A 17,855-nucleotide genomic window follows, 5' to 3' on the forward strand; every position below is an offset into this window, starting at 1 on the left:
TTTTCATAGGAGAAAGATCGGCTTTCTGTCAAAGAAATGAAAATTCAAAATTTTAAAAGAGCGATAGCTCAGTTATTAATTTATTGATAGAAAACTGATCAATGAGGTCTAATAGATAATGATTGAAAGAATGACTGAAACCATTTGATACATAAACTATATTTTTATTTGCTTTTTGGTTTTTTTTTAGAAACAATAAAAATTTTTGATTATGGCTTAAGCTTGATAAACTCCATCTTAAATCAATTTTATTTTGAATAAAAAAAGACTGCTCTATTTGATATTTTTTAGCGAAAAAACTCACTTTTTTTCTTAGAAAAAAGTCTTTTAAATTAAAAAAAATATTATTTGGTGGAAATAATTCTTTATCATCTTCAAAATTCAAAGTATTAATGTTATTTATAAAATCCTTTTCTTGGGAAAAATCTCTTCCCTTACCGACCATGATTAGAACTTTTCCAGAAGCTTTAGTATTAATATTTTTTATCAACATAATATTAGAAATTAAACATATTCCTTAAATTTTCAAAAAAAACTTCAACTTGGCATTGGTCTTGCTGATGCAGGCAAACCTGCAGATGGAGACCAAATACCATTTTTTAATAAATTTTCTAATGGCTTCAAGTTACCTGTTTTTGAAAATATTTCCTTTGCTGCTACAACTCTATGATTACCTGAGTTTATAACATAGACTCCTCTATCAGTGAGATAACCAGCAATTCGTCCTTCTGGAGCAGTATATCTAAATATATCATCACCTGTTGTTGTCATTGCGTGTATTAAGTCATCAACAACTGCAGGATGTCTTAAACCTTTTTGCATAGACATAATAATTGGTAAGTTATTAGGACTTAAACCTGTAATCGGTATATTTGGCACAGGTGCTGTAAGAATTTGTTTTTCAGACATTATTTTACCATCCCAATCAACAGTCTGGTTATTAAAAGACCTTAACCCAATTGGTGAAAAAGTTAACAAAAAGTCCAATGGGTCTTCTATAGGTTCATACACTTGAAAACCAAGAGGAATTACATCTTTAAAATATGTAATAAAATTACCTTCCTCATCTATTACAGAACAATTACAGTCACCCTTTTTCACTTCTACTGGAGGTTCTCCATTATTTGAAAATCTTCCATCAGGGTCCACCCCCATCACAGGATTATTCCCCATCGCCACATAACCACTCGCAAACTGCCTCGCAGGATCCACACTCAACCACCTACCAATTACAGGATCATACATCCTAGCCTCAAAACTATTGAAGCCATTATCGTCCATTTCATCTTCTGCAAAGTTTCCTTGATAACCATAGCGGTATTTTCTACTGCCTTGTGTCAAACCAATATTCATTTTGAAACCAAATGGGTAGTAGTCGCTATAACTGTTCGTTTCAATAGAAGGCGTTTGAATATTGACTTGCTCCCAATTTACCGTAGCACGTACATTTCCTAAATGATCAGAAAGTTGGTAATCGGTTGTGGTTTGGAATAACTCTGGAGCAGATTGATATCTAAATTGAACTCCCAAACGACTAGCTCCATATATAGGAACTTCTGCCAATTCAGGCAAATCACTTTCAGAAGGTTGTGTATAAATCGCAATGACCTTACCAGAAGCGTCTCTTACATAATAGGTCTTGGATTCGAATACTCCTGTAGAAGATCTATTTTCTTTTAAAGACCTAAACCCTAAAGTATTGTAAGCATATTTTACTCTTTCTTCATTTCCATCGCTAATTGATGTCATATACCCCATGGTATTGAAGGTTGGCATTTGTGTGGTATTCGACGCAAAGTTTTGAGCTACTTCTAGCTGTCCTATAGCATCATATTCATAAGAGGAGTACAAGCTATTATTACTGACATTCTTCACTTCTTTGAGTCGATTACTGAAAATGGGATCATAATCATAATCAAAATGATGCAGGCTACCCCCTGTACTATTGTTTCTTTGAAGATTCTCAATATTACCATTTTTATCATAATCCAAATTAGAAACTGAAAATTTACTTAGAGATGTAAATGTATTTCCGTTTACACTACCAAAATTGGCATTCTTCAGTTGACCTTTATAATCATAGCTGTATTTGTAGGCTCCGTTTATGGTTGTCGTTCCACTTTTACCATTCCAAGTAGCGGCATAAATTTGTCCATCATAATGATTCTCTACATTTGTAATGGCAGGTATTGCATTTTGTGTATTTACATAATCCCCTTGGAAATACTGCAACTGCATCTCAAAAACATCTTCAATGACCTGATTGCCGTCGTTCGATTTATTGATTCCTTTTAACGCACCTTGTAAGGTATAGACATAATCAATCGTTTGTAAAGGAATTTCTTCATCATTTATCATCCTTGGTGCTAATTCCATCTTTTTTAGTCCACCATGCTTATAGTAATGATACCTTGCCTGTAAAGTGGTTGAAAGTAAATCCGTTGCTCTCGCCGTTAAATTCAGCGAGCGCTCTTTCAGGAAGCAATCTTTTCCGGCATAAGCTTCTTTCAATCCTCCATTTTTGTCATAAACATAATAATGATGGAATTGATCCTCTGCTCCTTTTTGATACGACACTTCTACCACCTCACTTCTACCTCCGTACAAGTAGCTGATTGTTTTGAAGCCCAACCCTGGAATTTGTTGTGACATCCAAGTCACTCTTCCTCTCTCATCATAACTATAGAATGTTCTTTCTGTAAAATCAGTTGCTGATGTAGGTGAACCTGAAATAACAGCAGGAACATCTGCAATATATTCGGAGTAAGAAACAGCACTTTCTAAATACTTCTGATAAGCAATGAAATTATTCCCTTGAAAATCTAAATATTTTTGATGTGCATAAATCAGTTGGGTGGTGCTTTGCTCATTTTCTAGATATGCAGAAGGATTATCATAAAAAGTACGGGTTACAACTTTTTTATTTTGGGCATTTAATCCGTCAGAAAATGTATCGTGTAGTGTTATTAATCCATCATTGTTTGTATCATCAAAAGACACCACTCTTTCAAGGATAGATTCTGTAATATTATTGAAATTGAAATTCAAAATCTCACCACTCTCAATAGGTCGACCCCATTCATCATAATTGGTATACGAACATCTATTATTTAATGCTTGTAATGCATTTTGGGAGAATCGAATTAACCCATCATTTCTATATTTATATTTTGTTTCCCCTGCATCAGGTTCTACAATTCTTAGAAGCCATCCCCTACGATTATAAAAATAGCGCGTACCTTCTACAGATGCAATATCCTCTCCACTTATTAAGGCATCTGTACCTTTTGGGGTAAGACTCAATTTTACTCTTCCTTTTGTATCATAAAAGACAAAAACTTGTGTAATATCTTCCGCCTCAACACCTTTAAAGATATTGATAATTTCATGTCCATCACCATCAAAATAGGTAATTGTTTCTTTCTTCTCGTAGCTCTTATTTCTCTGCTTATAGCCTTTTCCAACTAAAGAAGGAGTTGTTGATAAACCTAAAAGTGTAGCTCTTTTTTCTAAATAAGTGGTAACTAGAGTATCAGCACTTGTTATGGGTTCGGGTTTGAAATGAACATCAAAAATTCCTTTCATATCTGTTATTCCAACTTCATCTTTTAATGGGTGAGATGTTGTGCTTTCAAAATGATATTCATCAGCCCCCACGGTTGTTAATACTTCTCCTGATCCATCATCATAATAAATTGTTCTAGAATAAGGAGAAGAGGTCTCAGGAACGTTTACTTCCGCTAATTCATTGGCAAGTTCTCTTTCAGCTGTTGTACCTCCGAATCCTGCTCTGTTGTTTGCACTGTAATACCACTCCAAAGATCCCACCTTGGTAGGTTTTCCATCTATTACAGCAGAGGCAGAAAATTTATTCGCTATCCCATTCACCTTTAAACTTGTGAAATCAGGTTTATATTCAAATCTGGTATCCAAACCTGGAAGCGTATTTTCTGTTGTAACTGCGTATTTACATTCAATTCTTGCAAAGGATAAGGTAATTCTAAGTATACCCTACTCGATTTTTGAGTGGGGTATTTTTTTAGAACTTTACAAATGACCGAAATAAAAAAGTCTCCTGATTTCACGAAAAATCAGGAGACTTTAAATAATGTAAAGGGTTTATATTTTTATCGTTTCAAAACTTTCTTATTGATCACTCGACCTCCTTCCAGGAAGATTTTTAATGTATAAATATCTATTGAAAGAGGTGTTATACAGATTTTTTCAGTAAAGTGAGTGCTTTCCTTTTGAATAAGCTTACGTCCCAAATTATCATATAATTCCAATTTCTGAATTCGTTTTGGTGCTTCAATGTATAGATGACATGAAGCAGGGTTAGGATATAATCGAACATCCACTTCCTCCGTTGAGGTTACAGTATTCAATACTCTACTGTTACTTGAAGTACCATTGATATTTTCAATTCTTATCCATCCCACCTCTTCAAAAGGGTGATCGATTTCCTCATCTTTTGACTGTTCTTCCTCTACCATAAATTCAACGCTATTGTCCGATATATTTCGGAAACGTAACCCTGAAGTATTCGAACCATTACGTGTTTGCATATTGGCTAATAGACCAGTGTCTGTATAGCTTGAAGCGAAGTTTTGTTGATACCAAACTTCATCAACCACTGTACTCGTACTTCCCACATGCAACGTCTGACCGTTGAGGGTGCCCATTCCTTTTGAAAGGGCCACATAATGTAATACTTCGTCAGCATGTACTTGATCTGCAGCTTCCTCTTCTCGCATTCTGATATTAAAATTGGTTGTGTTTACATCTTTGATTTGAAGCGTTGTTGCATTGGCTTCATTGTCTGTTACCTGTACGGCAAGTACAATAGGAGTCGCTGAATATGTATTTTCCATAGTCTTTTTCACCCAAGTCATCTTTCCTGTTAAGCTTCCTGCTTCTGCAATCACTCCACCAAAATCGTGCGTTCCTTCTTCTAAAGCTAGGTAATACACCACTTCAGGTTTCGTATGAACGCCGTCTAGATAATCCCATTCGTCTACTTGTATTTCAAAACCATATTTACTTACATTCCTAACTCTTGGGATTGAAGGTGCCGATCCATTGGCACTTAAAGGTCCTGCCACTACAATTGGTGCTGCTGAAAAAGGCACATCAAAAGTAACTGTGGTCCAATCAGACGCTGACAATTGAGTAATTTCTACCTCTCCAAATTGAGGAGCATTCGTTGGTGTGGATAGTACCGTAACTGAAACCGTAATTTCTCTTGATTGTACACAATCGTCTTCCTCAATTTTCAATTTCCAGTCGCCATTGTAATCGTCATCAAGTAATGCCCACCAAGATGGATTTACATTTTGATCCAATTCTTCTCCGTTTGGTGAAATCCATTGATAATTGGACGAGATGATATCATTGGGCAACAATTCAATTTCGTCACCTTCATGTAAAAAGATTTGATTTCCATTTTGAATAACTCCCTGATTCACTCTGTAGTTCACTGTTGTAATTGCAGCATACGATGCATCAATAGAACTTAATTCGACCTGACTATTTTGTGTATCAGAATAGGTTGGTATAAATGTAAAATTGCCAAAATCTTCCTCACCATTGATACTATAGCTCAATGTACTCGATGGGTTGTAGAATTTCATCTGCTCTGCATTGGGAGCTTCGACCAACATTTCAAAAGGAGAGTGGTCTCTGAATTTATTCAAATTGGAAAGTTCTTTTTCCATTCCCCATTTATGGGCCAGGTATCCTTCCACTAAAGCCTTTTCATTTTCATTAAGTTTACGGTCCAAAATAATCACTTCGGCGATCAAACCTTTATGATACCTTGTTTGGCTTGTACTATAACTGATTTGGCCTAATAATAAGTCTTCTCCGTTGTATAACTTATCTGTTGCATTGAGCGGTAATGTAGTTTCAGGCATTCCATTTAAGAATAAATCCATTTGAACATCTGACTTTTGAATGGTACTGATACAACTTATAGGTAATGCATTGGCGGCTCCAGATATGGTGGATTCTCCAGCGGCAGTGGCCATTTTTCCGGTGTCTGATATTCTAAAAAACATTCCGTCTCCGTTGGTCGCATTTTTATTTCCGAGGGTATTACTCCATACATCTATGGGTAATAATTGATGCACCATAAAAATAGTCCAATCTTCATCTAGAAAAGTAGTTTCATTTGCGTCCAGTAGCTTTAATAAAGAGCCTGATTCTTTTCCAAATTCCAAAGCAGGTAAATCATTCAATCCATTGGATACATATAAAGGGGCAAGCGTTTCATTATCTATCGTTGCCGCTCCGCTTTTGTTACTCAAATCTTCCCATTCCAATACTTTTTCACCCTCTGTTTTATTTGTGATTTTTGTAGCGTCTAACCATAAAATCGGTTCAATGGCTAACTGTAGTTTAAAATTGACTTCATCTCCTACACATCCATCCAAAGTGGAACGTTGCTCCCAATCAGTATCATTGAGTTGTGATAGAATGAGAATATCTCCCGGTACGGCAATCGTGGCTGAGGCCACATCTGACTCTGTACAAGTAGAATTACTAATCATGGTCACTTCTACTATATCGCCAGATTCAAAAGCAGAAGTATATAATTTATCTGAGTTGTTGTTCACAACTTCCCCATTCACTTTCCAAGTGTAGACTGGTGCATCACCACCACTTGCAGGTGTCGCCTGAATATATTCAATATTACTATACAGTTGTGCATTAGGGCTTAAACTCAATTGTACAGATGGAGAAATATCAAAATCCCAATTAATGTTAGGCCAAGCCTCACTACTCCAAGCAATCAATTCTTCAATGATTTCACATTTTACCCCAAATTTTATAGACTCTTGAATGACCCAATACATATGGTCGGCCCAAAGCGGTTCCTCAAGTGCATCAACATCATCTGAACTTGAAGCAAAAATTTCATCATTCGATAAGGTCACATCTACGATCGTTGATTTTTCAATAGGATCTAACTCATTGGAGCCATTCATCCCCTCTTCCCAACGCGTCCACTCTGAAATACTATGCTTTCTTACTGCCTTTAGGAACTCTTCCATCAATGCATCCAACACCCATTTTGTCATACCTGGCTCTATTTCATCTAATAGTTTAGGCCATTCTCCAGGTGCAAAACCATGGAAATTATTGGATCCACCATCTCCTTCTTTTCCAAAGAAATACCACGGTCCTTGTACCCTAATTCTAAAACCCATCCCATCGTTGGGGTTCAAATCTCCCGACCACGTTTTCGTTTTATACATCGTACCGATTCCGTGATAATATCGAAGTGGATGTGTGATGTTGGATGAATAAGAACTTGCCAAAATAAACTGAGGGTGGTAATTATAATCCACTGGGCCATTCCACCACTGATAACCTTCACCACCTGCTAGAATACCTTGAAGGTGATACCAAACCGAAGATTCATATTGACCAGTAGATTTTGGTTGACCATCAAACGTCTGACAATCCCCATCCAGACACCCTGTAATATGTGCTGGCACTTCGAAGACGTGCTTTGATAAACCATGAAACCATTGTCTACCCGACGGCAGATCTGCATTGTTGATATAGTCCGGAGCTTGATCTTGAAGATTAAATTCCTGCATTATTTCAAAGTTTTTCACCGCCATCAATCTTGCTAAACTTGTTGCAGCAAACTCCTGCGGTACATCCTCATCCAATGCATCTAAGCCATTTCCTTTAGTTGATCGCCAATGTTTTGTCTGTCCACCTCCTTGCGATTGGAAGAAACGAAAATTATAACGAAAAACTTCATGAGCATACCTCAAATCAGCTAATTGCTCTTCTGAAATAGCACTCATATCAATTGTAATACCATCTGCTTTTTTAGGCAATTCATTAATTTTATCTCTGATGATTTCGATTCCTTTTTCTGGATTCAATAGACTCTCCTGTCCATTTTTATAAGGCGTTCTGTCGTTGTAAGTATCTTCATAAAAAGTCCCTTTTGTAAACGCATCTTTAGGATGAATCATTGGAAGCCAATGTTTCCAGTCAGGAAATTGAATTGCCAAAGGCAAAGTGGTGCGATCTTCTCCTTGATCCTGATCAAAATAATCTTTCACCGTTTCAGCATTCACACCATTCGGGAACATATAGGGCAACATGTCTTCATCTTTTTCCAAAACAGCATCTAAACCTGCACCTGCCGCCCAGTAGTCAATCGATTTTCCTTTTAATTCAGGGCCTGGTTGATAAGGTGGATTCCAAGGTCTACCATGACGGTTTATATTCTCGTGTTTTCCTGATAACGAGCGTATATAACTTGCAATTTTACGTGCTTGTTCATCATTCAAATCATGGAATTTTGATCTTTCAATAATAGACTTATTTGAATACGAAAACAGTTCTAAATCTCTACCGTCTTGTGCGTGACAATCGGCACAAGTGGCGTTCATTGGAATATGTGCTTTCAACTTATAACCGTACCAAAAACCTTCTGTTCCTTCTTCTAAATAATTGGACCATAGTTTGCCATTTCTCCAAAGATCCTCTCCTTCTGCAATTGATGCATTGTCGGTGTAAGGAGAAACCCACAAATTTGGATCATCATTATAAAAATAATTGTCGGCCAAAAGGGGTTCATCATTCTCATTTAGGAGATTAAAACGAACGACTCTATAACCATTAGAAATGGCATCTGAATGATTAAAACGGAAAGAGACAGTATTTGTGCCTGACTGAATTTCTGAGGTTGGATAGGAAAAACGAATGGTATTGTAACCTCCATGCTGCATGCCTCCCCTCGCTTTTTCCTGTTCTTCCATCTCTACCGACCCATGATTAATATCTTTCCAGCTTCCATTATTGATTTTGATGGAAACCTTATTTTCATAACTCAAATTATTGATCTGAAACCATACCCTTTTTGTATTGGAGGCTTTTGTATCTCCTATAATAAAAGTCCTAGTCTCCACTACCCCTTCTGCTCCCAATACTTCCACTGGTAAAGTAAATCCTTGCCACAAATCATGCATTGCTGCATACTCCGCTTTGAACTTGGCATTAGAAAGAGCTTCATTATAGATCTTTACATCACCGATAATACCTTTGAAATAGCGATTACCGTTGGAATTAGAACCCAATGTGAGGTCTGCTATATTAAAATTAGTAGGTGTTACGTCATAATTATGCTTCAGCTTGTTTTGCGAATCCCAAAAAGAAAGCTCTCCTTTCGTCGCATTATAATTGACGGCCACAACAATAGACTGATCTTTAATTGCTTTTGCTCCTGGTATTTTCGCATTAAAAGTACCCAAATAAACTTGGTACTCACCATCGTCAGCATATCGAATACCGAAACCGCCATTATCCGTATTGGAATGATTACCAATCAAATCACTCCAATTGTCATGCATTTCATGAACTTGAAAAGAAAGTAGAACACTAAAACCAGTGTGTGTACTAGCTGCCCCAGTAAAATCAAGAAGTTGATCTGCATCTTCTTGTGATAATAAAATCAGGCTGTTTCTTTCATTTCCAAAATCAATTGCTGACCTCCCCGAAAAGGAAGTATTTTCAGCGGGGTAAAAGACTGTACCATGCTTGGATTCCGCATGATTTTCATTGCCAGAAAGATCAATCCAATTTGTCACTGCTCCATCAGAATTTACCGTGATACTTTCCGTATCAGAAGTACTTAAATACTGTAATGGTGTTTGTGCTTGTGCATCTATCAGTAGAAAGTAAAACCACAAAGCAAGAGTTGTAGTCGTAAAGTAATAAATGTTCTTCATTTCAATTATTTATAACATTAATAGTAGCTGGTAGAATAACCAAAGCAAAACTTATAGTTATTCGTATTATCAACACTTAAAGGTAGCTTGAAACATTAATTTGAGATTAATATTCTAATAATTGCTTTTTTACAATAGATAAAACAACCCAGAATGTGACTGAATTAACGTTTTATTAATGTTCACCTTTTCCATTTCACCTTAAAAAAACTCCTTTTGTGAAAATAAAATGTCATGATGCGTTTCAATTCAGTTCCTGATAGTCCAAAATTGAAAAATGGTCCATTGAGTAAAATCAATCTATTCTTTTTCAAAATACCCCATAGTTATTCCCCCTTTTCTATTTTACCACCCCTTATAGTAAACCAAACACCCCACTCGTGCTTTTTCATAAAATAGTCACTTTTCAAAATCGAAATTATTCTGTCGTATTCGAAAGTTTTCTGTAGGTGCAACTTCCATATTTGAGTTACAAACTTATTACAACAGATCGCGACGACAGTAATAGTAACCAACATAAAGAACACTTTTGAAATTCTATGAAATGAAATTAATTACTACGATTGCACTGCTCCTTTGCTTTATATATGCAAAGGGACAAACTACTTACCATGTTTATTCAATAGAAATTCCTTGGGAATCGGTAAATAATCCGCAAGAACAAGGAAAAATATACAGTATTAATGAAGCTATTTCTAAAGCGAAAGAGGGAGATATAATAGAGGTGCATGAGGGGATTTTTAGAGAGAAAATAGTGATCAATAAAAACAACTTGACCATCAAGAATTACCAAAACGATTATGTATTGGTCACTGGTGCTGAAGTGGTGAATGGATGGAAAAAAGCGGCAAACATGGCAGAAGGTGTCTATGAAGCCAGTGTTAATTCCTTCAATTTTGAAACGGACTTTACACAACTTTTTGCCAATGGTGTTGAACAAATGATGGCTCGACACCCTAATAATACCAGTGGAGAAATGATGGATCCAATGGGAGAAAATAGCGGGTACGCATTATTAAGTGACGTAAGAAAAGTGGAGGGTGAAAATGCCAACGGCTATGCTACATTGGAGGGAACTCCAATTCCTGATGTGGATTTATCAGGCGGTATTTTTAGAGGTTTGACAGGTAAAATGAGGAATTATGTGATTGGAGATATTTTGAGTAATGCTGGAAATTCCGTCTCTTTTAAAGCTTATAATAATGGCGTATGGAAAGAAAGTTCTGCCATTAAAAATACGCATCATAAGTTCAGTTGGGGTTTTGTGATGCACAGAAACTTGATCGACATACCTGGCGAATGGTTTAAAGAGGGAAATCAACTTTACTATTTCCCAAAAGATGACCAGGAAATTTACCAATCAAGAATTGAGGTTCAAGTGCGTGAAAAAGTATTGGTACTTAACAATACTTCAGGTACTTCAATTGATGGTCTCCACTTTACAGCAGGTAATGTAGAGATGGTCAATACCCAACAAGCAAGTATTGAAAACTGTAGTTTTAGATACCTACATCCTTTCTGGAAATCAAAAGGATATGGAGATAATAATACTGAAAAAACAGGAATCTATCTTTCTAACAGTTCTGACAACAGCTTCAGGTATACTCAAGTCGCACACACTTGGGGAAATGCAATTGCAATCAAAGGCGGTAATAATAACCAATTTGAGCATTGCTTGATTGAAGATTTTGGATGGTTGGGGATCTTTACATCAGGGATCTATGCCACGGGAGATAACATTAGAGTACAACATTGTACGTTTGGTGATGCGGCTCGTTTTCATATTAGAATTAGAAAAAATCTGAAATTTGATATCCTTGATTCTGATTTTTTTGGAGCCATGAGAATGGGGGAAGATGCAGGACCTATTGAAGCAACAAGTACAGGTACTCTATATGCTTTAAACATGAAAGGGAGTGAAATTGCTTACAATAAAATTCATGATGTTCATGGACTACCTGTTTCAGACGGTGGTTACAACAAGCAGAAAGTAACAGCTTTTTATATGGAAGATACCGAAAATTATACGGCTCATCATAATTTGATTTATAACATCAAAGCCGATAATTATACAGGTCCACATTCGATTACTAAACATGGTGAGTTTTTGTACTTAGGACCAAGGTACAACCCCATGGACAAACCGGTCAACTACTATAATAACACGGTTTGGAATGTAGATTTTGGTATCAGTATCTGGAATATTGAAATTGATAACTGGGAGGAATTAGGCATCAATCATACTACCGGTTATATGAAGGATGGTCATTTTGCGAATAATATTTTCATGACCGGCACGGGCTATAAGCTGAGTTATGTAAGGCAAAAGCTAAGTGCTACAGGTGGAAATTTAGGTTGGGTAAGCTTGGACAACAGCCCAAGTATGGAAACGGAGGATTTTGATGAGTATACAGCATATGTTGCTCAATATGATTATAATTTCAATCCTCAAAATAATCTTCATTTTGCTTTCTCTGAAGGTAAAAATAATTTTACCAACGCGGAAAATGGCAATTTCAGCTTACTCAGCAACTCACAAGCCAAAAACGCTGGCGTTGCTTTAAGTGGAATTACTAGCGCTGCCTCTCCAGATTGTGGTGCTTTAGAAGGAAGTACAAGAGTAATGCAAGCAGGTGCTGATATTACATTACCACAACGATTAGAAGTGAATAATAATAGTTCACAAGAAAACATTGGGATTGTGGAGTTCGCCACTGAATTTCATTCACCTGCTCAGACTTTTCCAATAGAGGTTTATTATACCGCGCTTGAGCAAAGAGATATTGTAATCATCCTCAAAGATGCAGAAGGCGCCTTTATCGCTTCCAAAACGGTCACTGTTGAAAAAGGCAGTGGAACGTTAGCGGATGTAATAGAAGTAGATGAAGCCTTAGCCATTGGTGAGAACTATTCGATAACGGTGGCATTAAGACCGGTCAATGCCAACTGGACGGAAAATATCACCACTATAACACAAAACTTCAATGTAAGGGAAAAACCCGAAAGTGTGGGTTTTATTGACCCCTTATCAGAATATAAGACATCAATGTCAGTCAAAATTACTTATACAGCCCATCAGAAAAGAGATCTTCACCTTATCCTTCAAAGTATTGACGGTGATTTTATATCGTCAGAGAAGGTGATGGTGGAAGCAGGTTCTGGAATAGAAGTGATTAGCCTTACAGCTCCCAACTCTTTAGTTGATGGAGACAATTACAGATTTTTTGCAGCACTACGCGAGGTAGGTGGCAACTGGTCTACAAACAAAGCAACGGCTACACATCAATTTATTCTAGATTCCTCAGGAAGAATTATAAATGCGATCGGAAACCCGACTAACAATGTGACTACTTGCCCTAACCCGGCAACAACTAACATTCAGGTTTATGGAGTAAAAAGTGGGACTACTTATAGACTATTGGATTTGAGAGGACGCCTAGTACAAGATGGCGTCCTCACCAATGGGCAAATAAACTTGCAACATCTAATTCACGGTGTTTACCTTCTTCAGTTTGAGAATGGTCAACATCAAAAATTAATCAAAAAATAGAATTTCTTTACTACATTCATTTCTACAAGCAAATCGCCTTTTAGGTGGTTTGCTTTTTTTTTTGATAATAAATCACACTAGAAATCAGGAGATTTCTGATGATTTACAAGACACGAATGCCGCTATCGCTTAACATTCGCACCAATGGATTGTATAAAACAGTACTCACTAAAGTTTTCCTGGTGGCACCCCAAATTCCTTCTTGAAGATGGTATTAAAATAGGCGTATGAGAAACCAACAGCATTGGCAGCTTCTGTGACATTGTACTCTTCTTTGACCAATAAACGATAGGCTTCTTTTAATTTTTCCTTTCGGATATATTCTGAAGTGGTAACATTCAGTAAACCTTTGAGTTTGCTGTTTAAAGTAGTACGACTGGTTTTCATTTTTTCTGCTACAAAATCAACGGATAGATTTTCATTTTGAATCTCTTGGTCAATAATCTGTGTTAGCTGCTTAATAAAACGTTGATCTTGTTGATTTAACCCTTCGAGATCAAGGGGTTGACCTTGTTCAAAACTATTCAACAGTTGTTGACGCGTATTGAGGAGATTTGTTATTTTAAAATATAGAATTTTTTCGTCAAATGGCTTTTCTACATAATCATCTGCCCCTACTTCCAAGCCTCTCAATTGATCTTCTACTTCATTGAATGCAGAAAGCAACACAATCGGAATATGAGAGGTGGAAATATCCGACTTTAAATGCTGACACATCTCAACCCCATTCATCATTGGCATCTGATAATCTGAGATAATCATATCTACTGCATTACTTTGGGCATAAAACAGACCTTCCTGTCCATTTTTCATGGTCACTACCGTAAACCTTTCCTTGAATATCCCTGCAATATAATCTCTGATTTCTGCATCATCTTCTACAATCAATAATTTCCCTTCCATCATCGAAGGCAAAAATTCCTCCTTATGGATATCCATATTCAAGTATTGCTTTTCTGTTATATCTACCTGCGGTGTGGTGTTAACATTCGCTGTCAATGTTGGAATTTTAATGATAAACGTACTTCCTTGATGCAATTGGCTTTCCACTGAAATTTCTCCCTTATGGGCTAAAACAATCCTTTGTGACAATTCTAAACCAATACCAAACCCCGCATATTCAGAGGGGTTTAACTCATAGAAACGGTTAAAAATACGATCAACCTCCTCTTCGTTCATTCCTTTTCCATTGTCTTCAATCTTAATCACTGTGGTCTCCAACTCCTGATGACAAGATAAAGTAATTCTCCCTCCTGCTTTTGTAAATTTGAGGGCATTACTTACTAAGTTAGATAATACTTTTTCCATCATCTCTCTATCCATCACTACTGATAAAGGAGTATCCTCACTGAAATATTCTATTGCAATTTCTTTGACTTCCGCCTCATAACTAAACCAATCACAAATATCTTCCATCACCAGGTGAACATCCACTTCTTCCAATTTTAGATGCAAATTGTTTTCCTCCGCTTTTCTAAACAATAATAATTCGTCAACTAAAGAAGAAAGGCGTTTGGCACTTTTTTGAATGGTATTGAGACTCTTTTGAGTAGGTACATCAAACTTTCTGTTCTCTAAAAGAGCATTGAGGGGGCTTAATATCAAAGTGAGTGGTGTACGTATTTCATGTGTTATATCTGTAAAGAAACGTAATTTTGTGCGGCTAATTTCTTCAGTATTACGCTGCTCTAATTGCGCCATCACCACCGTATTTTTCAGATGTAATTGTACTTTAATGATCCATATCGACAAGACAAAAATAAATAGAAACAAGAGTGTGAAACCGACATAAGCCGTTGTTGTTTTATACCAAGGTAACGGAACCCTAAGCCAAGGGCTAAACACCTCTTCTGACCAGTCTGAAAAGGGACGGATAACTTTCACTTTCAGCCTGTATTTCCCCGGCGGTACATTATGATAAACTGCCTTTGGTGTATTTCGGTGAGCATATTGATATTCTTGATCAAAGCCTTCTAGAAAATAAGCATAGGTGTAGCTTTCCGCATTACTCAGTTCAGGTGTAAAGAAATTAAATTCAAAGCTCTTGTCTTTGATTTCAATTGTGTTTTGTTTCGTGAAATCGACTAAGTTGGTCTTTTGCTGGCCAATATAAAAGTCTGAAAATTGAGGTGTTGGAAGCGTCGTTTTTTTAGACCTTAAGTCTTTAGGGTGGAAATAAGTAAACCCATTCGCTTCACCAAAAAATAAAGTGCCATCATTTGCTCTAAAAGAAGAGCGATAACAAAATTGATTATCCAATACTCCGTCTTCCTTACTGTATTTTTTGAAGGTTTCAGAGCTTTTTTGGTAGGACAAAAGGCCACTATTGGTACTAATCCATAAGGTAGATTGCTCTTGATCATCGATGATGCTATAAATTACTTTTACATCCAAATATTCCGGAACGACTACCGCACTAATTTTTTTACTTTTCTCCTCATAGTAATACAAACCATCACCATAAGTTCCTATCCATAATACCTCACTTTCATCCTGATATAAACAGTTAATTCGGGTATCTTCCAACCCTGCCTGATGAATCAGTTCTTCATATTCTTGTAGTTTAACTTCTAGGTTTTCATCAAATACTTGGAGGCCATGAGCACTACCTAACCAAAAATGTCCACTCCGTTTTTCTTTTTCGATACAATACAACCTTCGGGCATCAATCTTTTTGGTTTCAAAAGTAAATTTATCATCATCAAAAGATAAAATGTTGGAAGCTCCAACCATATGAATTTTCCGTTGCGAAGCATCTATCGAAAAATCATTGACAGCAAGGTAACGTGTCTTTGAAGTATTTTGAGTGATTAATTGATTGATCTTTTCCTTATCAGGACCGTAAACTACTCGGGTTCCAATTTGATGGTTTCCTGTCCAAATTCTACCCTTCCAATCTTTACGTAATTGAAGTGCTTTTTTATCAGAATACGCAGGAAACAGTTCTTCATGGTAAAGCTTGATTGTCCCCTTTTCTTTATTGAAAATAAAGTAGGTATTTTTCTCCGTTACCATCAAAATTTCAGAATTTTCAATCTCTGAAAAACCTTTTACAAACCGTAATGGGGCCTCCTGTTTATCATTCGAATTTAAAGCCACACTCTTGAAAGGCTTTTCCCTTTGCTGCAACTGATAAAACCCTTCTTTCCAGGTTGCACACCATATATTTTCATATTGATCCACTACAATCTTGACGGTCTCTAAAGGTGATATTTGTATGTTTTCCGCTAGCTTGGGATTTAGAATATCAGCCTTGTGAATCATTTTCAATTTAGAATCATCACAAAATAAATAGCCGTCTTGAAAAACCTCTATATCAGAAATATGAAACTTGGGTGTATCCTGATCTTTTAATGAGGCATTGATGTTGATTCCTTTTGAAAATTGTGGTACGCCAGCTTCAATAGGAATATACATTAGCTGATCATTATCCCTAATCCAGAGTGTTTGATCCTCAAGGTATTTGATAAATAATGCATTTTTAATGTACTTTCTGCCTAAAACTTCCAATTTTTGTGTGGATGGAGCATAAGAGTAAAGTCCTTTCCATCCACCAATAAGCAATGTATTTTCAAAGGATTCCAATTGAAGAATCCCTTCAAAAAGAGGTGTTTTTACTACTCTAAAATCGTTAGTTTTAAGGTTCACCTCTATCAAATCATCATTATCTCTAACGGCATAAAGTAAAGTATCATTCACTACCTCTACTTGAGTATAAATCCCTACTTCTAAATCACTGTGGAGAGGTAGCCATTGATCTCGTTGGTAATCGTAACGCGCTAATCCCCTATTGGTCGCCACCCAAAAATGATGGTTATGATCTTCTACCAAAGCATTGATAAAATGGCTGACTTTTCCCTCTTTGCGTTGTATATATTTTGGTTCAAAACTATGTCCATCAAATCTATTTAATCCATTATTAGTACACACCCACAAATAGTGCATCTGCTGATCAATATACAGATCAGTGACTTCATTGATTGACAAACCATCATTTACAGTATAAATCTTAGATGAAAATTGACCAAAAACGAAATGCCCAAAAAGTAAGAGTGTAGTGATTAATATATTTGCTTTGATAGTCATTATTACTCAAAAAATGGATCGTTGGTTACGATGGATAAAAAGTAGTTGATATTTAGTGTAAATTAAACTTTAGACTTAGTTTACAGCTATCTAGTCACAAAAGTGACTACTATCTATTCTATAAATATAGGATTTTATGGTTGATTTAAGTACACTGTAAACCCAATTTTCGTCCACCTTTATACAGGTGGGGTAAGTAATAGGGCGAAGTAGTTGTTTTTTATCTTGGCACCACATCAATAAACGCCCTCATCACTTCTAACCAAAATTGTTCATTTTCAACTTTTTGAGCGGTGGGATCAATTCCTGATATTCCTTTCAACTCTTCTAAAATCACTCCAAAACGTTTGAACCAAAAGGGAATATCTTCACCTTTTACATTCAGTGTAGTATTCAAAAGTAAGATATTTTTATCCTTGATGCTTTGATAAATGTCCTGTAAAATTTGTTGCTCGTTGTTCATT

The 17,855-nt window shown here is 36.3% G+C and carries 6 protein-coding genes; 1 reads left to right on the plus strand and 5 read right to left on the minus strand.

What is annotated here, in order from left to right; all coding sequences use genetic code 11:
• Positions 1–52: 52 nt before the first annotated feature.
• The 3 genes from IC221_RS27250 to IC221_RS27260 form a co-directional block, all read right to left on the minus strand.
• On the minus strand, positions 53–493 hold the full coding sequence (locus IC221_RS27250; protein WP_188171973.1) for a hypothetical protein: 441 nt from the start codon (positions 491–493) through the stop codon (positions 53–55).
• 44 nt (positions 494–537) lie between these two features.
• Positions 538–3,933, minus strand: a complete 3,396-nt coding sequence (locus tag IC221_RS27255) for an RHS repeat-associated core domain-containing protein (RefSeq protein WP_188171974.1) — start codon at positions 3,931–3,933, stop codon at positions 538–540.
• Between the two features lie 194 nt (positions 3,934–4,127).
• Positions 4,128–9,755: a LamG-like jellyroll fold domain-containing protein gene (locus tag IC221_RS27260; protein ID WP_188171975.1), complete on the minus strand. Its 5,628-nt coding sequence runs from the start codon at positions 9,753–9,755 to the stop codon at positions 4,128–4,130.
• 544 nt (positions 9,756–10,299) lie between these two features.
• Here IC221_RS27260 and IC221_RS27265 point away from each other — a divergent pair.
• A complete protein-coding gene (locus IC221_RS27265) occupies positions 10,300–13,305 on the plus strand; it encodes a T9SS type A sorting domain-containing protein (protein WP_188171976.1) in 3,006 nt (1,001 codons plus the stop codon).
• Positions 13,306–13,473: 168 nt separating this feature from the next.
• Here the strand turns inward: IC221_RS27265 and IC221_RS27270 are convergent, their stop codons facing one another.
• Both IC221_RS27270 and IC221_RS27275 read right to left on the minus strand, forming a co-directional pair.
• A complete protein-coding gene (locus IC221_RS27270) occupies positions 13,474–17,391 on the minus strand; it encodes an ATP-binding protein (RefSeq protein WP_188171977.1) in 3,918 nt (1,305 codons plus the stop codon).
• A 220-nt stretch (positions 17,392–17,611) separates the two neighbouring features.
• Complete coding sequence (locus tag IC221_RS27275) at positions 17,612–17,854, minus strand: hypothetical protein (protein ID WP_188171978.1); 243 nt, start codon at positions 17,852–17,854, stop codon at positions 17,612–17,614.
• Position 17,855 lies beyond the last annotated feature (1 nt).

This window comes from Flammeovirga sp. EKP202, assembly GCF_014534745.1.
Classification (GTDB): Bacteria; Bacteroidota; Bacteroidia; order Cytophagales; family Flammeovirgaceae; genus Flammeovirga.